The 21616-nt window shown below is 60.5% G+C and carries 18 protein-coding genes; 10 read left to right on the forward strand and 8 right to left on the reverse strand.

The features are described from left to right. Positions 1-2: 2 nt before the first annotated feature. Complete coding sequence (locus tag GR183_RS11355; protein WP_160775674.1) at positions 3-833, reverse strand: ATP-binding cassette domain-containing protein; 831 nt, start codon at positions 831-833, stop codon at positions 3-5. A gap of 131 nt (positions 834-964) precedes the next feature. On the opposite strand from GR183_RS11355, the gene GR183_RS11360 reads away from it, so the two are divergent. Continuing rightward, positions 965-1951, forward strand: coding sequence for a zinc ABC transporter substrate-binding protein (locus tag GR183_RS11360; protein ID WP_160775675.1), 987 nt, complete (start codon positions 965-967; stop codon positions 1949-1951). A 175-nt stretch (positions 1952-2126) separates the two neighbouring features. On the opposite strand, the gene GR183_RS11365 is transcribed toward GR183_RS11360, so the two are convergent. From GR183_RS11365 to GR183_RS11390, 6 genes are all read right to left on the reverse strand, one after another. Further along, positions 2127-2408: a DUF2160 domain-containing protein gene (locus GR183_RS11365; RefSeq protein ID WP_160775676.1), complete on the reverse strand. Its 282-nt coding sequence runs from the start codon at positions 2406-2408 to the stop codon at positions 2127-2129. A 21-nt stretch (positions 2409-2429) separates the two neighbouring features. Then, entirely contained in the window at positions 2430-3230 is an 801-nt protein-coding gene (locus GR183_RS11370; RefSeq protein WP_160775677.1) for a carbohydrate ABC transporter permease, read from the reverse strand. After that, positions 3230-4096 carry a carbohydrate ABC transporter permease gene (locus GR183_RS11375; protein ID WP_160775678.1) on the reverse strand — a complete coding sequence of 289 codons (867 nt, stop codon included), beginning with the start codon at positions 4094-4096 and terminating at the stop codon, positions 3230-3232. Before GR183_RS11375 ends, GR183_RS11370 begins: the two co-directional genes overlap by 1 nt. 10 nt (positions 4097-4106) lie before the next feature. Next, the gene (locus GR183_RS11380) at positions 4107-5174 is read right to left on the reverse strand and encodes an ABC transporter ATP-binding protein (protein ID WP_160775679.1); all 1068 of its coding nucleotides are present in this window, start codon (positions 5172-5174) and stop codon (positions 4107-4109) included. 17 nt (positions 5175-5191) lie between these two features. Then, positions 5192-6259, reverse strand: coding sequence for an ABC transporter ATP-binding protein (locus GR183_RS11385; protein WP_160775680.1), 1068 nt, complete (start codon positions 6257-6259; stop codon positions 5192-5194). 93 nt (positions 6260-6352) lie between these two features. Then, positions 6353-8263, reverse strand: a complete 1911-nt coding sequence (locus tag GR183_RS11390; RefSeq protein WP_244313669.1) for an ABC transporter substrate-binding protein — start codon at positions 8261-8263, stop codon at positions 6353-6355. A gap of 195 nt (positions 8264-8458) precedes the next feature. On the opposite strand from GR183_RS11390, the gene GR183_RS11395 reads away from it, so the two are divergent. Genes GR183_RS11395 through GR183_RS11405 form a run of 3 tightly spaced genes read left to right on the forward strand, consistent with a single transcriptional unit; the run spans position 8459 to position 11670 of the window. Then, on the forward strand, positions 8459-9271 hold the full coding sequence (locus tag GR183_RS11395; RefSeq protein WP_244313670.1) for a DeoR/GlpR family DNA-binding transcription regulator: 813 nt from the start codon (positions 8459-8461) through the stop codon (positions 9269-9271). Next, positions 9268-10812 carry a glycerol-3-phosphate dehydrogenase gene (glpD, locus tag GR183_RS11400; protein WP_160775681.1) on the forward strand — a complete coding sequence of 515 codons (1545 nt, stop codon included), beginning with the start codon at positions 9268-9270 and terminating at the stop codon, positions 10810-10812. Before GR183_RS11395 ends, glpD begins: the two co-directional genes overlap by 4 nt. Positions 10813-10857: 45 nt before the next feature. Beyond that, positions 10858-11670 carry a class I SAM-dependent methyltransferase gene (locus GR183_RS11405; RefSeq protein ID WP_160775682.1) on the forward strand — a complete coding sequence of 271 codons (813 nt, stop codon included), beginning with the start codon at positions 10858-10860 and terminating at the stop codon, positions 11668-11670. 3 nt (positions 11671-11673) lie between these two features. Here the strand turns inward: GR183_RS11405 and GR183_RS11410 are convergent, their stop codons facing one another. After that, positions 11674-12591: a LysR family transcriptional regulator gene (locus GR183_RS11410; RefSeq protein WP_160775683.1), complete on the reverse strand. Its 918-nt coding sequence runs from the start codon at positions 12589-12591 to the stop codon at positions 11674-11676. A 132-nt stretch (positions 12592-12723) separates the two neighbouring features. On the opposite strand from GR183_RS11410, the gene GR183_RS11415 reads away from it, so the two are divergent. The 6 genes from GR183_RS11415 (at position 12724) to GR183_RS11440 (ending at position 21570) form a co-directional block, all read left to right on the forward strand. Continuing rightward, positions 12724-13344 (forward strand): glutathione S-transferase family protein, encoded by a 621-nt coding sequence (locus tag GR183_RS11415; RefSeq protein ID WP_202395997.1) that lies wholly within the window; start codon positions 12724-12726, stop codon positions 13342-13344. A gap of 71 nt (positions 13345-13415) precedes the next feature. Further along, positions 13416-14036: a glutathione S-transferase family protein gene (locus GR183_RS11420; RefSeq protein WP_160775685.1), complete on the forward strand. Its 621-nt coding sequence runs from the start codon at positions 13416-13418 to the stop codon at positions 14034-14036. A gap of 26 nt (positions 14037-14062) precedes the next feature. Beyond that, positions 14063-16141 carry a 2Fe-2S iron-sulfur cluster-binding protein gene (locus GR183_RS11425; protein ID WP_160775686.1) on the forward strand — a complete coding sequence of 693 codons (2079 nt, stop codon included), beginning with the start codon at positions 14063-14065 and terminating at the stop codon, positions 16139-16141. A 712-nt stretch (positions 16142-16853) separates the two neighbouring features. Further along, entirely contained in the window at positions 16854-17171 is a 318-nt protein-coding gene (locus tag GR183_RS11430; RefSeq protein ID WP_160775687.1) for a hypothetical protein, read from the forward strand. After that, positions 17158-18618 (forward strand): methyl-accepting chemotaxis protein, encoded by a 1461-nt coding sequence (locus tag GR183_RS11435; protein ID WP_160775688.1) that lies wholly within the window; start codon positions 17158-17160, stop codon positions 18616-18618. The genes GR183_RS11430 and GR183_RS11435 overlap by 14 nt, the downstream gene beginning before the upstream one ends. 759 nt (positions 18619-19377) lie before the next feature. Further along, positions 19378-21570: a GGDEF/EAL domain-containing response regulator gene (locus GR183_RS11440; RefSeq protein WP_160775689.1), complete on the forward strand. Its 2193-nt coding sequence runs from the start codon at positions 19378-19380 to the stop codon at positions 21568-21570. Positions 21571-21616: the final 46 nt, after the last annotated feature.

Consider the following 21616-nt stretch of genomic DNA (forward strand, 5'->3'; position numbering starts at 1 on the left):
CCTTAATGGCTGTGCGTTCCGCTCTCGACATGATCGTGATCCTGGTCGGAACAGGTCTCGGCAATGGTTCCATCGGCGAATTTCACGCGCCCGTCCGGCAGGTGCGTGTGGTCGTGGTGGTGGCTGTAAAGTGCCAGCGTTTCCGCCGCCCGCGTGCCGAAAAGCTTCAGGTATTCCGCACTTGAGGCGACCGACTGCGGCGTTCCCCGGCAGCAGACGTGACCATTGAGGCAGACGACCGTATCGGTATCCGCCATCACGACGTGAAGATCGTGCGAAATCAGCAGGATACCGCAGCCCGTCTTGTCGCGGATGTCCTTGATCAGCCGGTAGAGCGCCACTTGCCCCGTGAAGTCCACACCCTGCACCGGCTCGTCCAGCACCAGCAGGTCGGGCTTGCGGATGATCGCGCGGGCCAGCAGCGCGCGCTGGAATTCGCCGCCCGAAAGATGCTGCACTTCCGCGCGTTTCAGATGCGAAATGCCGACCGCCTCCAGCGCTTCGTCGATCTTCCCTGCCGGATGGTTTTCCGTCAGCGTCATCAGCCGCTCGACGTTGAGCGGCAACGTCCAGTCGATCGCAAGTTTCTGCGGAACATAGCCGACCTTGAGGTCCGCCTTTCGCGAAACGCTGCCTTCATCGGGTTTCAACACGCCAAGTGCTGCCCTCGCCGTCGTCGATTTTCCCGATCCGTTCGGCCCGATCAGCGTGACGATTTCCCCGGCATTCACGCAAAGGTCGATCCCGCGCACGAGCCAGCGTCCGGCGCGGCGCACGCCGACGTTCTTCATGTCGATGAGGCGGTTCGGCGAGCTTTGGCTGGCGTGAAGCATGTCCGCTCCGGCGGCTCCGAATTTTCCCGATGCGGGGTCTTGGCAAGGGGTATGGCACACGTTATAGCATAACGCAATAAACGTTATAAAGTTACATATTCTCCCGAAGCCGATCACTGGAGATCCGCCTCATGAACTCGCCGCTGTTGCCGCTTGTCTGGGAAGCGAAATCCGCGAGAAGAACCTTGTTTGCCTCCAAAAGCCTCGTGTTTGCCGCGTTTGGAATTTTCCTCGCCGCAACAGTTCAGGCAGGGAGTGCGCCGAAGGTGGTCGCATCGATCAAGCCGCTGCATTCGCTTGTCGCCGGGGTAATGCAGGGCGTGGGCGCACCCGGCCTGATTGTCGAGGGTGCCGGTTCGCCGCACAGCTACAGCCTGAAGCCTTCGGATGCCGCGGAGTTGGAAAGCGCGGATCTTGTCTTCTGGGCCGGGCCGGACCTTGAGGCTTTCCTCGAAAGCCCGATCGACGTTCTGGGCCGCAACGCGAAAGTTGTCGCGCTAAGCGAGGCGCACGGCCTGAAACTGCTGCCCCCGCGCGAAGGCGGAGAATTCGAGGCGCATGACCATGAAGACGATGATCACGATCTCGAACATCAAGGCGCGGACATGCACTTCTGGCTTTATCCGCTGAATGCCAGGGCGATGGTGCGCGAAATCGAGGAGGCTCTGTCGAAAATCGATGCCGGAAATGCCGATCTTTACGCGAAGAATGCGGAGCGGCTGGAAGAAGAACTCTACAAGCTCGATGCGGAAATTCGGGGCATTTTGGCCCCTGTTGCCGGGAAGCCTTACGTCGTCTTTCACGACGGCTATCAGTACTTTGAAAAACACTATGGTTTGAATGCTATTGGCTCGATCTCGGTGAGCCCCGAGGCGATCCCCGGCGCTCAGCGCGTTACGGAAATGCAAGGCAAAGTGAAGGAACTGGGCGCGGTTTGCGTCTTTTCCGAGCCGCAGTTCGAACCGCGTCTGGTCGCAGTGATCGCAGAAGGAAGCGACGCCCGATCCGGCGTTCTCGATCCGTTGGGTGCCGGTCTTGCCGACGGGCCGGACCAGTATTTCGAACTCATGCGAAATCTGGCGGAATCGCTTGCCGAATGCCTCGCCGGCGAAGGCTGAGAATTCGTGACGACTTCGAAATCTGGGCCTTTTTTCATCGCTGGTTTCCGTCCTGTCGGTACTTGAAGTGGTAGAGGACATATTAGGACGCGGGGAAGCAGCGAGAATAAAAAGGACGGCGGAGATGTTTCCCCGCCGTCCCGGTATTGTCTAGCAGCTTGTTTCAAAAGCGCTTTTACACCCACTTGAACACGCAAAAGGCGTAGACGAGCGCGATGATAAGCGGCCCCCAGAGCGGCGGCCCCATGAGCGCGAGCCAGGCGAGGAAAATGAACGCCGAGCCCAGCAGCGAGATGAACAGCCGGTCGCCGCGCGTTGTGTCGAGGCCGAGGATTCCGTGGCGCGGTCCCCCGCCGGGGGACTTGAATTCCCACACGCTCATCGTCACCAGGCATAGCGCGATGAAGGCGAAAAAGGCTGCGGTCGGCCACGTCCAGGCCATCCAGGTAAGACCCATGGATTCAGCTCCTTATCGTTCTTACACGCGGCCGAGGGCGAAGCCCTTGGCGATGTAGTTGCGCACGAAGTAGATGACGAAGGCGCCCGGCACGATCGTAAGCGAACCCGCCGCCGCCAGAAGCCCCAGTTCATAGCCGGATGTGGAGGCCGTTCGCGTCATCGTAGCCGCGATCGGCTTTGCATCCACTGCTGTCAGCGTCTTGGCTAGCAGCAGTTCCACCCAGGAGAACATGAAGCAGAAGAAGGCGGCGACGCCGATGCCGGCGGCGATCGTCGGCACGAAGATCTTCAGGAAGAACGACCAGAAGGAATGCCCGTCCACATACGCGGTTTCATCGAGTTCCTTCGGCACGCCGGACATGAAGCCTTCCAGGATCCAGACGGCAAGCGGAATGTTGAACAGCGTATGGGCCAGCGCGACGGCCAGATGCGTGTCGAACAGCCCCACCGCCGAATAAAGCTGGAAGAAGGGCAGCGCGAAAACGGCGGGCGGTGCCATGCGGTTGGTCAGGAGCCAGAAGAACAGGTGCTTGTCGCCCAGGAAGCGGTAGCGCGAAAAGGCGTAGGCCGCGGGAAGTGCCACCGCCACGGACAGAACCGTGTTCAGCGTCACGTAGATGAGCGAGTTGATATAGCCGTTGTACCACGTCGGGTCGGTGAAGATGACGCGGTAATTCTCCAGCGTGAATTCCTGAGGCCACAGCGTGAAGGTGCCGAGGATCTCGTTGGTCGTCTTGAACGACATGTTCAACAGCCAGTAGATCGGCAGCATCAGGAACAGGATGTAAAGGGTCGGCACAAGCCAGGAATAGCGTCGCATCACTGGGCCTCGCTGCGCATCATCAAGGTGTAGAAGACCCAGCTCAGAAGCAGGATGATCAGGAAGTAGATCAGCGACATCGCCGCCGCCGGGCCGAGGTCGAACTGGCCGAGCGCGATCTTCACAAGGTCGATGGAAAGAAGGGTGGTCGAGTTGCCGGGCCCGCCGCCGGTAAGGACGAATGGCTCGGTATAGATCATGAAGCTGTCCATGAACCGCAGCAGGACGGCGATCGTCAGCACGCGCTTCAGCTTCGGAAGCTGGATGAAGCGGAAGATCGCGAAAGAGCCTGCGCCGTCGATCTTCGCCGCCTGATAGTAGGCGTCGGGGATCGACACGAGACCGGCATAGGCGAGCAGCACCACAAGAGACGTCCAGTGCCAGACGTCCATGAGGATCAGCGTGAACCAGGCATCGCCCGGCTGGCGCGTGAAGTTGTAGTCGAAGCCGAGCGCGTTGAGCCCGCGGCCGAGAAGGCCGATATCCGGCAGCGCGAAAATGTTCCACATCGCGCCAACCACGTTCCACGGGATCAGGAGCGGCAGCGCCATCGTCACCAGGCACACGGAAACCCAGGCCCCCTTGCGCGGCATGGCGAGCGCGATCGCGACACCAAGCGGCACCTCGATCGCCAGGATCGTGAAGGTGAAGGCGAGCTGGCGTAAAAGCGCGTCATGGAAGCGGGAGGAATGCAGCACTTCCTCGAACCAGATGACGCCGGCCCAGAAGAAGGTGTTGTCGCCGAAGGTTTCCTGGACGGAGTAGTTCACCACCGTCATCAGCGGGATGATGGCGTTGAAGGCCACGAGCGCAACGACAGGAAGGACGAAGATCCAGGCGGCGTGATTGATCGTCTTGTTGTTCATTGCTTCCCCCTCAGGCCACGATCCAGCCGTCGCGATAGACCTGCGTGTGGTTGCGGTCGAAGGCGAGGTAGGCGTCGTCCGCCGGGATGCCCTGGCCTTCCGGCACCAGCAGCTTGATCGAGGTGTCGTCGGCGTGCGTTTCGACGATCCGGAACCTGCCGGCATCGCTCACCTTGACGACCTTTGCAGGCACGCCCTTGTCCGCGAACTGCACGAACTCCGGGCGCACGCCGATCTGCAGCGTGCCCTTGATATCGTTGAGGTTTTTGTCCGATGCGGTGTCGATTTCGGTTCCGGCGAAATGCGGTTTTCCGTCTTCCACCGCGCAAGGGAGAACGTTCATGCCTGGCGAGCCGATGAAATGGCCGACGAATGTGTGTTGCGGCCGCTCGAACAGGTCGACCGGAGTGCCGATCTGCACCACCTCGCCGAGGTTCATCACCACCACCTTGTCGGCGAAGGTGAGTGCTTCCGTCTGGTCGTGGGTGACGTAGATCATCGTCGTCTTCACCCGCTGGTGCAGCTCCTTCAGCTTGGAGCGAAGAAGCCACTTCAGGTGCGGGTCGATGACGGTAAGCGGTTCGTCGAACATGATCACGTTCACGTCGGAACGAACGAGCCCGCGGCCGAGCGAGATCTTCTGCTTGCCGTCCGCCGTCAGCCCCTTGGCGCGGCTGCCGAGCGTGTCGGTAAGGTCGATCATTTCGGCGATTTCGCGCACGCGTTTGTCGACATCCGCCTCTGGAACGTGCCGGTTGCGCAAGGGAAAGGCGAGGTTGTCGTAGACCGTCATCGTGTCGTAGACGACCGGAAACTGGAACACCTGCGCGATGTGGCGCTGGTCCGGCGGCAGGTCCGTCACGTCCTTGTCGTCGAACAGTACCCGGCCGGCGCTTGGGTGCAGAAGTCCGGAAATGATGCTCAGCAGCGTGGTCTTGCCGCAACCGGACGGGCCGAGGAGCGCATATGCGCCGCCGTCTTCCCAGTCGATGTTGAGCTTTTTCAGTGCCCAGTCGGCCTCGCTCTGCGGGCTCTCCATGTAGGAGTGGCCGAGGTTTTCAAGTGTGATCTTTGCCATTGTTCAGCCCCTCCCGCTCACGCCGCCACGCGTGTGCCGTTCTTGTCGAAAAGCATCGCCCTCGACATATCGGCATAGAGTTTCGCCTGGCTTCCGACCTCGAAGGGGTGAATGCCGTGCGACTGCGAGACCCAGGTCGCGCCATGCATGGTGAAGTGGATGATGCTTTCGGAGCCCGAAAGTTCCGCCACCAGCACCTTGCCGTCGATACCCACCGGATTTTCTCCGCGGGCGAGCGGGCTGACATGATGCGGGCGAACGCCGAGCGTGTAGTCGCCATCGGCGATATTCGCGAATTCGCCGATCGCTGCCCATGCCGCCATGTCGGCGAGGCGGAATTCGCCCCCGCGTTTGGTGACGGTCACCGTGTTGATCGGCGGATCGGAGAAAACCTGCGCGCTCACCAGATCCTTCGGCGCGCGGTAAATCTCGCCCGTCGGGCCGAACTGCGCGATGCGTCCTTCGTGGAGGCAGGCGGTATTTCCGCCGAAGAGAAGCGCTTCCGTCGGCTCCGTCGTCGCATAGACGACGATGCAGTCGCGGTCGGCGAAAAGGCGGGGCAGTTCGTCGCGCAGCTCTTCGCGCAGCTTGAAATCGAGGTTCGCGAGCGGTTCATCGAGGAGAACGAGGTCGGAATCCTTGGCAAGCGCGCGGGCAAGCGCCGTTCTCTGCTGCTGACCGCCCGAAAGTTCTCCGGGCCTGCGCTCAAGCATCGGCGACAGCTTCAGGAGCTCGGCCAGGGACTCGACCTTTTTCCTGATTTCGGCTTCTGCAATGCGCGCCACACGCAGCGGCGAGGCGATGTTCTCGTAAACGGTCAGGTTCGGGTAGTTGATGAACTGCTGGTAGACCATGGACACGTTGCGCGAGCGCACGGAGACGCCGGTCACGTTCCTGCCTGAAAACCAGACTTCGCCCCTGGTCGGCTTCTCAAGCCCCGCCATCAGCTTCATAAGCGTGGTTTTGCCGGCGAGCGTGGTGCCCAGCAGGATATTGAAGGAGCCCGGATCGAGCGTCAGGCTCGTCGGGTAGATATGCGTATCCGCGCCGAAACGGAGCGACACATCTTTGAGTTCGAGGGTCATCACGTCGCCACAGCCTGTCGTATTTCGTTCGTCCGCCTGCGGGCCAGCGCAGCCTGCCGGACATAACCCGGCGGCGGTCGCCTTTCCAGTGGTTCACTCGGACAATTCATGCCGGCGGGGACCAAGTTCGGTCCGGCCACGCTCCGGCGCGTATCGCGGCGGACGACCAGCCCTGAAGTCTCGGGGAAAGCGGGTCGCGCGTTCAGCCGCGGCATAATGGAATTTCCCGGCGGGGCGGGGGCGCCGGGGAACGGTGGTCGGTTCAGGGCAGTTGGGTGGCCCACCCTTGGCGGGGTCGTCGGAGGCGGTGGGTGTGCCCCGCGGCTTCTCGTTGTCGAGCTTCGCCTTGGCGCCGCCGTGGCCGAGCCATTCCGAAGCATCCTTTTCTTCGTTCAGGCGCGGGCCGCAGCCGCCGTAGGTGTTGTTGGCCTCGTCGGCGCGCTGCATGCGGGCCATGACGTTGTCCATTTCACCTGCGAGACGGTCCATGGCTTCCTGTGGCGTGAAGGCACCGGAGTTCACGTCACCGATGTTCTGCCACCACAGCTGGGCAAGCTTCGGATAATCCGGAACGTTGACGCCCGTCGGGGTCCACAGCACGCGGTCGGGCGAGCGGTAGAATTCGACGAGACCGCCAAGCTTCGGAGCGCGCTCGGTGAAGCTTTCGTGACGGATCGAGCTGTCGCGGATGAAGGTGAGACCGACATGGCTCTTTTTCACGTCAACCGTCTTGGAGACGACGAACTGGGCGTAGAGCCAGGCAGCCTTCGCGCGGTCGGTCGGGGTGGACTTCAGGATCGTCCAGGATCCGGCATCCTGATAGCCGAGCTTCTGGCCTTCTTCCCAGTAGGGGCCGTGCGGGGACGGAGCCATGCGCCACAGCGGGTTGCCGGCGTCGTCCACGGTGTTGTTGCCTTCCGACTTCGGGGCGACCATCGATGCGGTGAACGCCGTGTACCAGAAGATCTGCTGGGCGACGTTGCCCTGGCTCAGCGCCGGAAGCGACTGATAGAAGTCATAGTCGGCCGCACCCGGAGGGGCGTAGGCGCGCAGCCACTCGTCCCACTTGCGGATCGCGTAGACAGCCGCCGGGCCGTTGGTGCCGCCACCGCGCGTTACCGAAGCGCCGACCGGGTTGCACGAACCTTCGTCCATGCGGATGCCCCACTCGTCGATCGGGCGGCCGTTCGGAAGGCCCTTGGAGCCTGCACCGGCCATGGAAAGCCATGCGTCGGTCATGCGCCAGCCGAGATCCGGAGCGCGCTTGCCGTAGTCCATATGGCCGTAGACGCGCACACCGTCGATTTCCTTCACGTCGTTGGTGAAGAAGTCGGCGATATCTTCGTAAGCGGACCAGTTGACCGGAACACCAAGGTCGTAGCCGTATTTTTCCTTGAAACGCGCCTGGAGATCCGGATTGTCGAACCAGTCCTTGCGGAACCAGTAGAGGTTCGCGAACTGCTGGTCGGGAAGCTGGTAAAGGCTTCCGTCCGGGCCGGTGGTGAACGACCGGCCGATGAAGTCGTCGATGTCAAGCGCCGGGTTGGTGACGTCCTTGCCGTCGCCCGACATGAATTCCGACAGGTTCACCGCTAGCTGCAGGCGCGAGTGCGTGCCGATGAGGTCGGAATCGTTGATGTAGGCGTCGTAGAGGTTCCGGTTCGTCTGCATCTGCGTCTGAACCGCCTGGACGACTTCGCCTTCGCCGAGGAGCTGGTGGTTTACCTTGATCCCGGTGATCTCCTCGAACGCTTTCGTCAAGGTCTGGGATTCGTAGGTGTGGGTGGGGATCGTCTCCGAAAGGACGTTGATCTCCATGCCCTGGAAGGGTTCGGCAGCCTTGATGAACCACTCCATTTCCTGGAGCTGCTCGTCCTTGGAAAGGGTAGAGGGCTGGAACTCCTCATCAATCCATTTTTTCGCCTCGTCGACACCGGCAAAGGCCGATCCCGAGACGGCGATCAGAGTCGTGGCCGCGACCGCAGCCATAAATTTCTGACGCATCGGTATTCCTCCCTAGTGAAACCGCGCTCGACTATCAAACGAAAAAAAACGAACGTCAATACGAAAATTTTCTTGCGATTATTGCTTAAACCGATCAACTTTCAGGCACAAAAGTCGCATGCATATTGCATTGCGAAATGAAACGAAAGCGATAAGAAACCGAATGTAATTCGGCCTCGCGATCGCTGAATTGCTATGGAAAGCAGGCGAAAAGTACCGCTGATGGAGCCCGTTACACCACGGCAGACGGATATTCTCGACCTTGCGCGGCGCGACGGCCGCGTGGAGGTGGAAAAGCTTGCTGCGGGCTTCGATGTGACGCCGCAGACCATCCGGAAGGATTTGAACGACCTTTGCGAGCGCGGCCTCCTGCAGCGTGTCCACGGCGGCGCGGTTTCGCCGTCGAGCGTGTCCAACTGGGCTTACGAATCGCGCCGCAATCTGGCCGAGGAGGAAAAGCGGCGCATCGGGCGGGTCGCCGCTTCGCTGATCCCGGAAAACAGTTCCATCATGCTCAACATCGGCACGACGACGGAGCAGGTGGCAGTCTCGCTCAGGCATCATGAAGGCCTGATGGCGATCACCAACAATATCAACGTCGCCAATATCCTGCGCGAAGCGCCGGGTGTCGAGGTGATCATCGCCGGCGGCCTCGTCAGGGCGTCGGATGGCGGCGTCGTCGGCGAGGCGACCGTCGATTTCATGCGCCAGTTCAAGGTCGATTACGCGGTTATCGGCGCATCGGCCATCGACGCCGACGGCACGATCTTCGACTACGACTTCCGGGAGGTGCGCGTCTCCCGCGAGATCATGAAGCATGCGCGCTTCACGATCCTGGTCGCCGACAAGATGAAATTCGAGCGCAATGCGCCCGTTCGTATCGGCCACCTTTCGGAAATCAATTTCTTCGTAACCGACGAAATGCCGCCGGACCCCATCATGAAAATTTGCCGGGAGAACGACGTTCGCGTCGAGATCGCCGGAGAGAACCCAGGAGCCACGACGTGACCACCGCATCTTCGCCCAGCGATTTCGACCTGTTGATCATCGGCGGCGGAATCAACGGTGCGGGCATTGCGCGCGACGCCGTCGGCCGCGGGTTTTCCGTGTGCCTCGTTGAAATGAACGATCTGGCGAGCGGCACATCCTCGTGGTCGACCAAGCTCATCCACGGCGGCTTGCGCTATCTTGAATACTATGAGTTTCGCCTGGTCCGCGAGGCGCTTACGGAGCGTGAGGTGCTTTGGGCGAATGCGCCGCACATCATCCGTCCGCTGCGTTTCGTCCTTCCGCACCACAAGGGCCTGCGCCCGCGCTGGTTCCTTCGCCTCGGGCTTTTCATTTACGACCATCTCGGCGGGCGCAAGAAGCTGCCGGCGACGAAGACACTCGATCTCACCACGGACAAGACCGGCAAGCCGCTGAAACCCGGATTGTTTTCCACCGGTTTTGAATATTCGGACTGCTGGGTGGACGACGCGCGGCTTGTAGCGCTGAACGCGCGTGATGCGGCCGACCGGGGCGCGCAGATCAACACGCGCGTGAAGCTCGTCTCGGCGCTGCGCGAAAACGGACATTGGCGGGCGAAGCTGCGCGACGAGGCATCCGGGGATACGCGCGAGGTCACGGCGAAGCTGATCGTCAACGCCGGCGGGCCCTGGGTGGACGACGTTCTGAACGGCGCTCTCAAGCGCGGCAACGCGACGAACGTCCGCCTCGTGAAGGGCAGCCATATCGTCGTCAGGAAGATCTACGAGCACGACCGCGCCTATATCTTTCAGAACACGGACGGGCGGATCATCTTCGCGATCCCCTATGAAGGCGATTTCACCCTGATCGGCACGACGGACGAGGATTTTTCGGGCGATCCCGGCTCGGCCAGGATATCGGACGCCGAGACGGACTATCTGTTGTCGGCCGCGAGCGAATATTTCGCAAAGCCGCTCAAGCGCGAGGATATCGTCTGGACCTATTCCGGCGTGCGCCCGCTTTTCGACGACGGGGCATCGAAGGCGCAGGAAGCGACGCGCGACTATGTCCTGAAGGTCGACGGCGGAAACGGCAAGGCGCCGCTCGTCAACATATTCGGCGGCAAGATCACGACATACCGCCGGCTGGCCCAATCGGTCATGGAGAAGATCGAGGATCAGCTTGGCGCCCGCGGGCCCGCCTGGACGAAGAAGGCGGCGCTTCCCGGCGGCGATTTCCCGGTGGAGGATTTCGCGGGCCAGGTCTCCAAGGTCAGGCAGAAGCATCCCTATCTCGACGAGCGCTATGTAACGCGCCTCGTCCGGCTTTACGGCACATGCTGCAACGGTCTCCTGGACGGCGTTCACAACCGGCAGGGGCTTGGCCGTCACTTCGGCGCGGACCTTTATGAGGCGGAAGTGCGCTATCTGATCGAACAGGAATGGGCTCGCAGTGCCGAAGACGTACTCTGGCGGCGCACGAAACAGGGCTTGCGACTGTCCGGGGACGAGGTCAAGGCTCTCGACGAATTCATGAGCGATGCCGTTTCCCTGTCGCGCGGAACGCACGCGAACGGCTGAAAAATCCTGCTATCCGCAGGCATTCAACTCGTCTAAAACGCCCGCATGAGCGAAATCGACGAAGAGGCCCTTGCGGAGGCCTATAATCGCGGGCTGGAGCTTGAAAAAGCCGGCGACCACGAAGGTGCGGCGCAAGCTTATCGCCGTGTGCTGGAAATCGACCCGCACGACAGGGGCGGCGCGTCCGTGCGTCTTGCCGCGATGGGGCGGGGCCAGTCGCCCGACAAGGCGCCGGACGCCTATGTCGCCGCTCTTTTCGACCAGCATGCGGAGGTCTTTGAATCCATTCTCGTCGACCAGCTCGGCTATCATGTGCCGATGATGGTGGGCGAGGCGGTGGAACGTCTCGGGCTCGGGCCGTTCGACCGGCTGCTTGATCTTGGCTGCGGCACCGGGCTTTCCGGCGATGTCCTGTACGATCATGCCGAGGAGCTTGTCGCCGTCGATCTTTCCGAGGCCATGGTCGAGGCGGCTTATGAAAAAGACGTCTATGACAGGCTCTACGTCGCGGAAGCCGTGCACTTCCTGGAAGCGACGGACGAGGCGCCATTCGACATGATCGTGGCGACCGACGTGCTTCCCTATATGGGCCGGCTCGATGCCCTGTTCGCGGGTCTCGCGTCGAAGGCGGCGAATGGCGGGATCATCGCCTTTTCCACCGAAACGCTTCCCGAAGACGCATTTCAGGGCAGGACCTTCATGGTCGGCCCGAAGCAGCGTTTCGCCCACCCGCAAGGCCATATCCGCGCGCTCCTCGACGAACATGGCTTCACGCTTCTGGAAATCGACCCGATCACCGTGCGGCACGATGAGGGCGAGCCGGTGCCGGGACATCTGGTGGTCGCGCGCAAGGGCTGAAAACTACCGTTGCCGGGCAAGCTCCATTTCGCCGAGTCTCGCGGACAGGCGGGGCGCGGCGAAGTCGACGAACGCGCGCACCTTGCCTGAAAGTTTTCGCGTCGGCGGATAGACGAGGCTGACCGGGACGGGATCCGGCATGAACCGGTCCAGCAAGAGCTTCAGCCGGCCATCGCGGACCGCATCCTCCACCATGTATGAAAGCGCCATGACGAGGCCGCCGCCGCGTTCCGCCTCCGCGATGGCCGCCGCCGCATCGTTGACGTCGAGGCACGGGCTGATCGGCGCGGAATACGGCTTGCCATCCCGTATCAGCCGCCAGTTGCCGGCATGCGCAAGCGCCGACGTGGTGATCGTACGATGCCGTTCCAGATCCGCCGGTGTTTTCAGTCGTGGCGCATTTGCAAGGTAGTCCGGACTTGCGACCATCACCTGGCGGACATGGCCGATACGCCTTGCAAGCAGCGTGGAATCCGGCAGATGGGCGATGCGCACGGCAATGTCGATGCCTTCCTCGACGATGTCGACGACCCTGTCGAGGCACAGGAGCGTTGCGGTGATCCGCGGATGTGCATGGAGAAAGTCGGACAACAGCGGCGTCGTGCATTTTCGCCCGAATGTTACCGGCGCGGTGACCCTCAAGTGGCCGCTCGCCGTCGCCGCGCGTCCGCGCACGATCTGTTCGACCCCTTCTATATCCTCAAGCAGGCGGCGGCACTCCGACAGATAGTCCTCGCCGGCTTCCGTCAACGAAAGGGAGCGGGTAGTCCTGTTGAAAAGCCTGACGCCGAGCCGGTCTTCAAGCGATGAGACAGCACGTGTGACCGCCGGAGGGGAGAGCTTAAGCCGGGTTGCAGCACGTGCGAAACTACCCGCATCAGCCACGGCGACGAAAACCTGCATCGTATGAAGGCGATCCATGATTATTCCTCTTAATGGAATAATGTCTTCCAATTTATATCTATTCATCAATATGGCGTAATAAGCAATTTTCCATCCGCCCCATCGACCAGGCCTTGAGCCCGTGTCGAAGATTCATGCGGAGAAATGAACATGACCGCCAAGTTGAAACTTCATCGCTTCGAAAAGTCCGGCCATTCCCACCGGGCCGTGCTGTTCGCTTCGCTCCTCGGTCTCGATGCCGAGCTGATCGATGTCGATCTCGCCAACGGTGCGCACAAGACACCGGATTACCTCAAGATGCACCCCTTTGGCCAGGTTCCGGTCCTTCAGGACGGCGATCAGACGATCTGGGACAGCAACGCCATACTCGTCCACCTTGCCACCAACCACGACGCCTCCGGCGAATGGTATCCGGATGACAAGGCGTCCGCCATTCAGGCGTGGCTTTCGGTCGCCGCCGGCCCGCTCTTCAACGGACCGTGCGCGGCGCGCCTGGTAACCGTATTCGGTGCGGATTTCGACCATGAACGGACCAAGGCGACCGCGACCGCCTTGTTTGAGATCCTCGACAAGGAACTGGCTGAGCGCGCGTTCCTCGTCGGCGACAAGCCGACCATCGCCGATATCGCGCTTTACTCCTATACCGCCCACGCACCGGAAGGCGGCGCGCCGCTGGAGCCTTACGCCAACATTCGCGCATGGCTGAAGCGGATCGAGGCGCTTCCGGGCTTCGTCGCCATGCCCGAGACGAAAGCGGGCCTGCTGGCGTAGATACGCGGCGAATTGCCGTAAGAGAGCGAGGCGAGGATCGGGCCTGTTCCGACAAGCAGCAAAGCATATCCATGGCTGACCGGTTGAAACTCCATACATTCGAGTTGTCGGGCCACGCTCATCGCGCCGTGCTGTTCGCCTCGCTCCTCGGTCTTGACGTCGAACTTATCGAAGTCGACCTGACTGCCGGCGCCCAGAAGGCTCCCGGGCATTTGAGGCTTCATCCGTTCGGACAGGTGCCGGTGCTTGAAGATGGGGATGAAATCGTCTGGGAAAGCAACGCCGTTCTCGTTCATCTTGCCCGAAAATACGACCCTTCCGGCAGTTGGCTGCCGAAGGAAATGGAGGCGGTCGTTCAGGCATGGCTGTCGGTCGCTTCCGGCCAATTGACGGACGGTCCCTGCGACGCGCGGCGTGTCACTGTGTTCGGGGCGGACCTGGATCATGAAAAGGCAAAGACGATCGCCGCCGGCCTGTTCGAAGTCCTGGAGGCGGCGCTTTCGGATCGCGCGTTCTTGATTGGCGACACACCGACCATCGCCGATATCGCGCTCTATACCTATACAGCACATGCGCCCGAAGGCGGCGTATCCCTTGAGCCATATGCCAATATCCGCGCGTGGCTCGAACGCATAGAAGCCCTGCCGGGCTTCGTCGCAATGACGGCGACGAAAGCCGGCTCATCGGCCTGAGCGCCATGTCCTGGAGCAGAGAAGCCATGCCCGAAACCGATCGTTCCCACGGTGCAAGGACGCCTTTCCACGAAGGCGAGCTTGCTGTTCAGGAGAAGGTGGGCGTCAAGGAGCGGATCGCGAATTTTGGCCGCATGGCGATCCGCGATTTCATGCCCGACCAGCACCGCGCGTTCTTCGCCGGGCTGCCGTTCGTGGTGCTGTCGGCGGTGGATGGCAAAGGCTGGCCGCGCGCCACGATGCTCTTCGGGTATCCAGGCTTCGTCTCCTCGCCCGATGCGCGAAGACTTTCCATCGCCGCGCGCACCGTCACGGGCGATCCGCTGGAGGCGGCATTTACGCCGGGCGCGAAAGTGGGCGGCATCGGGATCGAGTTCCAAAACCGCCGGCGCAACCGTTTCACGGCGCATGTGAGCACGGTCGGTGAAACGCTGGAGCTCGCCATCGACCAGTCGTTCGGGAATTGCCCGCAATATATCCAGACCCGCCGGCCGTCATACGTTCGCGATGTCACGGATACAGGTTTTACGCCGGACGTGCGCCGTTCTAAGGGCCTCGACGCGGCCGCGCGCGCGCAGATCGAAGCGGCCGACACGTTCTTCATCGCAAGCATCGCGCCGGGCGAGGACGAAAAGGGCAAGCTCGGCGCGGATGTTTCGCACCGCGGCGGCAAGCCGGGTTTCGTGCATATCGACGATAAGGGGACCCTGACGATTCCCGATTTCGCGGGCAATCTCTTCTTCAATACCTTCGGCAATCTCCACCTCAATCCGAAGACGGGGCTTCTGTTTCCCGATTTCGCATCCGGTGACCTGCTGCATGTCGCGGGCGAGGCGGAAATCATATACGAGGGTGAGGAGATCGCGGCCTTCCGCGGAGCCGAGCGTTTGCTGCGAATACGCGTCGACCATACGATCCGGCTGGAAGCAACACTGCCCTTTCGCTTCGAATTCGGTGAATTCTCGCCAAATTCGCTTATTACCGGAGACTGGAACGAGGCCGCCGCCGCGCTCGAAGCGGAGAAATCCCGCAATATCTACCGTTCCTATCGCGTCGCACGCATCGTTCAGGAAAGCTCCACCATCAGGTCGTTTCATCTCGAACCCGCCGACGGCGGCGGGCGTCCCGCATTCGAGGCCGGTCAGTTCCTGCCGATCCGCCTTCGCCTGCCGGATGGCGAACTGGCGTGCCGCACCTACACCTTGTCGAGCGCGCCGGGCGACAAGCTCTTCAGGATCAGCGTCAAGCGGGAAGCAGAGGGGAAGGTGAGCCGTCACCTGCACGATCATGTCAGCGAGGGCGACACGATAGAGGCGCTTTCGCCGCGCGGGCGTTTTACGCCGGACACCTCTCACGACAGGCCGATCGTGCTGATTTCGGCAGGCGTCGGCGTGACGCCGATGGTCTCAATGCTGAAACATCTGGTCGTGGAGGATTTCCGTACGCGCAGGGAGCGGCCGATCTATTTCATAAACGCCGCCCGCTCGTCGAAGGAACGGGCGTTTTTCGAGGAAGTGCGGAAGATCGCAAGCCTCGCCCAATCGGTCAGGCTTCACTTCACGCTGCGCCGGCAGGAGGAGGACGACCAGCCGGGTCGCGACCTCCATAGCGTCGGGCGTATCAATGTCGATCTCCTGAAGGCGATCCTGCCGCTCGACGACTATGATTTCTATATTTGCGGTCCCGCTGGCATGGCTCAGTCGGTCTACGATGGATTGAGGGACCTGAGTATCGCCGATCGGCGGATATTCTCCGAAAGCTTCGGCGAAAGCGCTTTGAAGCGCCGTGCCGATCCTTCGGCACCCGGAAAGAGGATGCTTGGTGAGGGCAGGGCGAGCGTGCGGTTTTCCGCCTCCGGTGTGGAAGCCCTATGGGCACCGGAAAGCGGCACGCTGCTGGAACTGGCCGAAGCCGCGGGACTATCGCCGAATTACGGCTGCCGCTCCGGATCCTGCGGTTCCTGTGCCGTGCGTCTTGGCGAAGGGTCTGTCAGCTACCCTGAGGAGCCTGCCTTCCCGGTGGAAGAAGGCATGGTTCTCACCTGTTGCGCCGTGCCAGCTGCGCGCGAAAACGGGCCGGAAGAAAAGCTCGTCGTCGAACTTTGAGACGAGAAGCTTCACCAACTTGCGAGCATGAAATTCGGAGCGCGTTCCGCCGCAGGGGCTACGTGTCAACGATCTCACCATGCTCCATATCCCAGAATCCCGCTCGACCTTGGTCTCACGTGACGGCATCGAATTCGATGCCGTTTCCGATTGGTCGCCAATTCGGAGTTCTCGCCTGCGGGATCGCCGTCCCCGCGGGTTGAACGAATATGTGATCGCCAAGCTTGTAAGTATTACTTCGTATAGTTCCCTTTTGTGGCCGTGTTGCCTGGAAAAGGAACGCCGTCGATGAAAAGCCAGCTTGTTAAGTCGCTTCAGTAATTCAATCTTTCGGCGAAATAGAAGAGGGTTGAAGGGCGGGGATTGAAGTTTAAATTAACTGATATTCGCCGATGTAAATGTATTAAAGATTCAACTTATATATAGATGGCACTTTGTTTTGGTTTAATGAAATAATTTCTTAAGTGAATATCGCTGCGTAATTTATATGACATTAAAATATAACTCTGGGATATCTGTGCGTGTGATGATTTATTTTTCTTTTATGTGCTGTGACTATCATTTGTATAGTTTTATTTTACGAATTTCATGCAGAAAGGCTCGCGATAAAGTTGTGGCGCGGTGAAGTTTTTCCGCCTGCGAATTTCATGGCGAACAGTTTCATATCGGGGATGGGAGTGGTGATGTTCCGGAACAGCGGTTTGGAAAGAAGATGAAGGAACTCGGGTTCGGGCTCGGGTTCGGGGTGCTGGTTGCAATCGGGTTCAGCATTCTGAGTGTCATGCCCAGCCAGGGCGAGCCGGTTGCGGTCTTCATGGGACCTTTTTCCACCCCTGCCGATGGATTGAAGGCGATCGTTTCCGCCCATGGAAGCCTTTTGAGCCAGTCAACGGTTGTCGTCACAGCAAGTGATGACCCTGATTTCATAGACAAACTGTACCAGGCCGGTGCCTGGTTTGTCGGGGATGCGCGTGCTCTCGGCCTTTGCGTCACCGGCTCAGACGGAGAATTGACCTATGCATGGAATTGAAGCAATTCGCGCGCGGTTTGCGCCTTTCATCATCTCTCTTTTATGGATGAACACCGCGATCATGGCTGCGGCGATCTTCCTGTTTCCAAATCCGAATTCGACCATTGTCCTGGTTTTGAGCCTGGCCCTTGCGATCGGGGGGACGGCGCTCTGGTTCATTCAGAAATCGAGCTGGGTGACGCGCCAGTTTACCGCCGTTGCGGCGATGGGGCAGGTGATGCTCCTCGTGCTCGATCTGGCCGGGACGTCCTTCCAGATCGATGCACACATGTATTTCTTCGCCACCATGGCAATCCTGGCGGGCTGGCTCGACTGGCGGGCGATCCTCTCGGCAAGCGCGGTCACGATCGTGCAGCATCTTCTTCTCAACACGCTTTATGCGTCCGCGATCTTCCCCGATGGGGCCAACATCCTGCGTGTGCTTGCGCATGCGGCCGTGGTTTTCCTTGAGACGGGCGCACTCGTATGGATGCTTGAGACTTTGAGGGCGTCCATGTGCAAGGCGGAGCGCGAGCAGATGGCCGCGACGGACGCCAAGCACACCGCCGAACAGTCCCAGCAGCGGGTGGAATCGCTGACGCGCCAGTCCGAGGACGACCGCCGCCGGGCGATTACCGAAATCTCGGAACGTTTCGAAGCCAGGGTCGCTTCCGTGGTCAGCGAGGTTGCGCCCGCGGTCGTGGAACTGCAAAAGGCGGCCGAGGCCATGAGGGCGAAAGCCACGGGTGCCGGCAACGGTTCGCGCATGGTCGTGGAGACCAGCAACAATACCCGCGGCAACGTCATGACCATTTCCGAGGCTGCGGAAAACATGCGCCAGGCGATCGCGACCATTCGCGAGGAGGCCAACCGCTCGCAAACCGAAGCGGAATCCGCCTCAAGCAAGGCGGGCGAAGCGGCACGTACGGTTTCGGAGATGGTCGCCAGCGCCGAAACGATCAGCCAGGTCGTGGATCTTATCCGTTCGATTGCCGAGCAGACCAATCTTCTCGCCCTCAATGCGACGATCGAATCCGCGCGCGCCGGCGAAGCAGGCAAGGGATTTGCCGTGGTTGCCCAGGAGGTGAAGCAGCTTGCGACGCAAACCGCCAAAGCCACCGAGGAAATCTCCGCCCAGATCGCGTCCATGCAGGCCGTTTCGTCCACCGCGCAGGAATCCATGAACTCCGTGGTCGACACGATCCGCAATTCCATGGAAATCTTGGTGGGTCTTGGTGAAAGCATCGAAGGCCAGCTTCGCGCGACTTCGGAGATTTCCGACGTCGTGTCGGTAACCGTGGAGGATACGCGCGCTCTCGACGGTTCCGTCGGCGAGATCCACAAGGATATTTCCGAAACGGCAGAGCAGTCGGAAAGCGTTATTTCCATTGCCACTCAGCTTGCTTCGCATACGACAAGCCTTCAAGACGAAGTGACCGACTTCGTGCGGATCGTTCGCGAGGCCTGACTGCGGCGCAGACCAGAATCCCTGCGCGATTACATGCGCCGGCGGGCGCCGCGGCCGCCGGCGCAAAGCATTCTGCAAAACGCTCGACCGGGTATGATGCCCTGCCTCTCATTGGCGATAGCTGACAGCGCTCTGTGGTGGAAGGCGCGGCGCGATCAATGATTGCATTTCATCTGCTTGCATCAAATCCGTTAGAGCATTCGGCGCCGCAGCGATGTGTTGCGTCGATTTTTGGCATTTCGCTTTTCGGTTGTAAGCTTACGTAGATAAAACTTCCCTCACAGGAGTTGAGGCTTTCATATATTTCCAATATAAATACAGATAATTTTATATAATTTAGTAATGATTGTCTCGAAAAGTAATTAAATCTCTCTCGTTTCTGGAGTATTGCAAGAGATAAGGCTTATTATTTCGAGAAAATATTTTATTTGTTTTCTGGTTGGCTCAACAGGCAATAGACTATTAGTGAAAAATTAAGGCGCGACGTCCTAATATTGGGATGGTGGACAAAACCCTTCGGGCCCTCGATTCCCGGTTCGGTCTGGTGTTTGCCGGATGCGCTTGGGCGTTGCGGCAATCCGAGGAGCGGCTTTCCCGGACGGGCCTTCGGTCAACGGCTCTGATACGGTCTTGCGGTGGAGTGAATATCTCATCCGCCGCGGATCGAAGCACAAGCGCCGGGATAGGCCATCGTGAGGAATTCGTTCACGCCAAACAAGGCTCCTCAAGGGGTGTGCGTCGTGAGAGTGAGTGCGTGACATGTCGGTTATCGCCGTCGTCGATGACCGGATGATAAACCGGAATTTCTTCTCCCGGCTGGCCAGCTGGACGGAGGAGGGCGTCGTTACGCGCGCTTTCGCGAATCCTTTCGATGCCCTGGAGCATTTCCGCAATGAGACGCCGGACCTCCTGGTCACCGACTACCGCATGCCGAAGATGGACGGCGCGGAATTCACCCGGCGCTTCCGTGCGCTTCCCGGTTGCAGCGATATCCCGGTGATGGTGATCACCGCGTTTTCGGACCGCCGCTTCCGCATGCGCGCCCTGGAAGCGGGGGCTACGGATTTCCTGCAAAGCCCGGTCGATCACGGCGAGTTTCAGACCCGGGCGCGCAATCTGCTTGCTCTTCGCAAGCGCCAGCTCGCGATGAAGAGCCGCGCAAGCGATCTGGAGCAGGAGTTGCAGATCGTCGAGCGTGAGCGTGACGATGTCATGCGCGACTCGCGCGAGCGCCTGCTGCAGGTCATCGACACCGTGCAGGTCATGATCAGCGCGGTGGACCGTGCGGGCAGTTGCGTCTTCGTCAACGCCTATCAGGCGGAACTTCTGGGCAAGGACGCGGCCAAGCTGACGGGCGTAAGCCTTTATCCGTTGATGTATCCGAGCGAGCTTGCCGAAAACGCGCGGGCGCTCGACCGGCGGGTTTTCGATATGGGGGAACCGCTCGCCCCCTACGAGGAGGAAGTGCTTGTCGCCGACGGTTCCACGCGTGTGTTTCTGACGCGCAAGGTGCCGTTGAAGGACAATTCCGGCAAGGTGGTGAACGTCTTGTCGACGTCTCTCGACGTCACCGAAAACAAGCGCGCCGAGGCTCATCTTTTCCACATTGCCCATCACGATGCGCTGACGGAACTTCCCAATCGCACGCTTCTGACCGAGCGCCTTGACGAGGAGATTGCGGGCGACGTCGATAGCGAGAGGCTGTTTGCCCTGCATTTTCTCGATCTCGATCGCTTCAAGGGGATCAACGATGCGCTGGGCCATACCGCCGGCGACCGTCTTCTGGAGTTCGTCGCCGACCGGCTCAAGGCCTGCGTGCGCGGAAGCGATCTGGTGGCGCGCCTCGGCGGTGACGAGTTCGCGGTGTTGCAGTCGTCGGTCGCGGGCATGGAAGACGCGCTCTCGCTTGCCCGGCGCATCATCGAGGAACTTGAGGATCCCTTCTATATCAACGGCCAGGAGGTGAAGATCAGCGCTTCCATCGGCTTCACCATGTATCCTTCCGACGGCAGTTCCACGGAGGCGCTGCTGCGCAACGCGGATCTTGCCATGTACCGGGCCAAGGCCGAAGGCGGCGGTGTATTCTGCTCGTTTGCGGAAGGGATGGACGAGACCGCGCGACAGGCGGTCGCCATGGAGGCGGAGCTTCGCCGGGCGTTGGTTCGCTCCGAACTGGAATTGCATTTCCAGCCCCAGATCGACCTCAGGGACCGGCGCGTGATCGGCGCAGAGGCGCTGTTGCGATGGCACCACCCGGAAAGAGGTTTCATTACGCCCGGCGTATTCCTGCCCGTGGCGGAAGAAAGCGGGCTGATCTACGAGATCGGCGAATGGGTCTTGAACGAGGCTTGCCAGCAGGCGGTGCGTTGGCGGCAGGCGGGCCTTGGCGACCTGCGCATCGCCGTGAACATTTCGCCGACGCAGTTCCGCAAGCAGAGTGTCTCCTCGCTGGTGCGTTCGGCTCTTGCCGCATCGCGGCTTCCGCCGGAATTGCTTGAAATCGAAATCACGGAAAACGTCGTCATGCAGGGCGCCGAACGTGTGCTGAAGGACCTTCGGGACATTCGGGACCAGGGCGTGCAGGTCGCGATAGACGATTTCGGAACGGGCTATTCGTCCCTTGCCTATCTGAAGCGCTTCAAGGTCGACAGGCTGAAGATCGATCAGTGTTTCGTGCAAACGATGGAAGAGGACATAAGCGATGCAGCCATTATCGATGCGGTCATCGGATTGGGCAAAAGCCTCGATCTGCAGATAGTTGCGGAAGGGGTCGAACGCGCGGAGCAGGCCGATTTGCTGGCGCGGGCGGGCTGCGACGAAGCGCAAGGGTACTACTTCGGCAGGCCCATGCCGAGCAAGTTGTTCGTGAAATCCCTGTCGCCTCAGGGCATGATGGTGGCGGGGGGTGAAAGTGTTGTCCGTGAGCCGGGCGAAAAGGCGGTGAAGGGATGACCGGGCGCTATGATACGGGACCGGCACGTCCCGCGTTGAACGCCGC

Origin of the sequence: Stappia sediminis (assembly GCF_009826895.1) — a bacterium.
GTDB lineage: Bacteria > Pseudomonadota > Alphaproteobacteria > Rhizobiales > Stappiaceae > Hongsoonwoonella > Hongsoonwoonella sediminis.

Excerpts from the sequence above, each read along its gene's own strand:
- GR183_RS11355 (WP_160775674.1), bottom strand. The coding sequence starts at position 833 with ATGCTTCACGCCAGCCAAAGCTCGCCGAACCGCCTCATCGACATGAAG.
- GR183_RS11360 (WP_160775675.1), top strand. The coding sequence starts at position 965 with ATGAACTCGCCGCTGTTGCCGCTTGTCTGGGAAGCGAAATCCGCGAGA.
- GR183_RS11365 (WP_160775676.1), bottom strand. The coding sequence starts at position 2,408 with ATGGGTCTTACCTGGATGGCCTGGACGTGGCCGACCGCAGCCTTTTTC.
- GR183_RS11370 (WP_160775677.1), bottom strand. The coding sequence starts at position 3,230 with ATGCGACGCTATTCCTGGCTTGTGCCGACCCTTTACATCCTGTTCCTG.
- GR183_RS11375 (WP_160775678.1), bottom strand. The coding sequence starts at position 4,096 with ATGAACAACAAGACGATCAATCACGCCGCCTGGATCTTCGTCCTTCCT.
- GR183_RS11380 (WP_160775679.1), bottom strand. The coding sequence starts at position 5,174 with ATGGCAAAGATCACACTTGAAAACCTCGGCCACTCCTACATGGAGAGC.
- GR183_RS11385 (WP_160775680.1), bottom strand. The coding sequence starts at position 6,259 with ATGACCCTCGAACTCAAAGATGTGTCGCTCCGTTTCGGCGCGGATACG.
- GR183_RS11390 (WP_244313669.1), bottom strand. The coding sequence starts at position 8,263 with ATGCGTCAGAAATTTATGGCTGCGGTCGCGGCCACGACTCTGATCGCC.
- GR183_RS11395 (WP_244313670.1), top strand. The coding sequence starts at position 8,459 with ATGGAAAGCAGGCGAAAAGTACCGCTGATGGAGCCCGTTACACCACGG.
- GR183_RS11405 (WP_160775682.1), top strand. The coding sequence starts at position 10,858 with ATGAGCGAAATCGACGAAGAGGCCCTTGCGGAGGCCTATAATCGCGGG.
- GR183_RS11410 (WP_160775683.1), bottom strand. The coding sequence starts at position 12,591 with ATGGATCGCCTTCATACGATGCAGGTTTTCGTCGCCGTGGCTGATGCG.
- GR183_RS11415 (WP_202395997.1), top strand. The coding sequence starts at position 12,724 with ATGACCGCCAAGTTGAAACTTCATCGCTTCGAAAAGTCCGGCCATTCC.
- GR183_RS11420 (WP_160775685.1), top strand. The coding sequence starts at position 13,416 with ATGGCTGACCGGTTGAAACTCCATACATTCGAGTTGTCGGGCCACGCT.
- GR183_RS11425 (WP_160775686.1), top strand. The coding sequence starts at position 14,063 with ATGCCCGAAACCGATCGTTCCCACGGTGCAAGGACGCCTTTCCACGAA.
- GR183_RS11430 (WP_160775687.1), top strand. The coding sequence starts at position 16,854 with ATGAAGGAACTCGGGTTCGGGCTCGGGTTCGGGGTGCTGGTTGCAATC.
- GR183_RS11435 (WP_160775688.1), top strand. The coding sequence starts at position 17,158 with ATGCATGGAATTGAAGCAATTCGCGCGCGGTTTGCGCCTTTCATCATC.
- GR183_RS11440 (WP_160775689.1), top strand. The coding sequence starts at position 19,378 with ATGTCGGTTATCGCCGTCGTCGATGACCGGATGATAAACCGGAATTTC.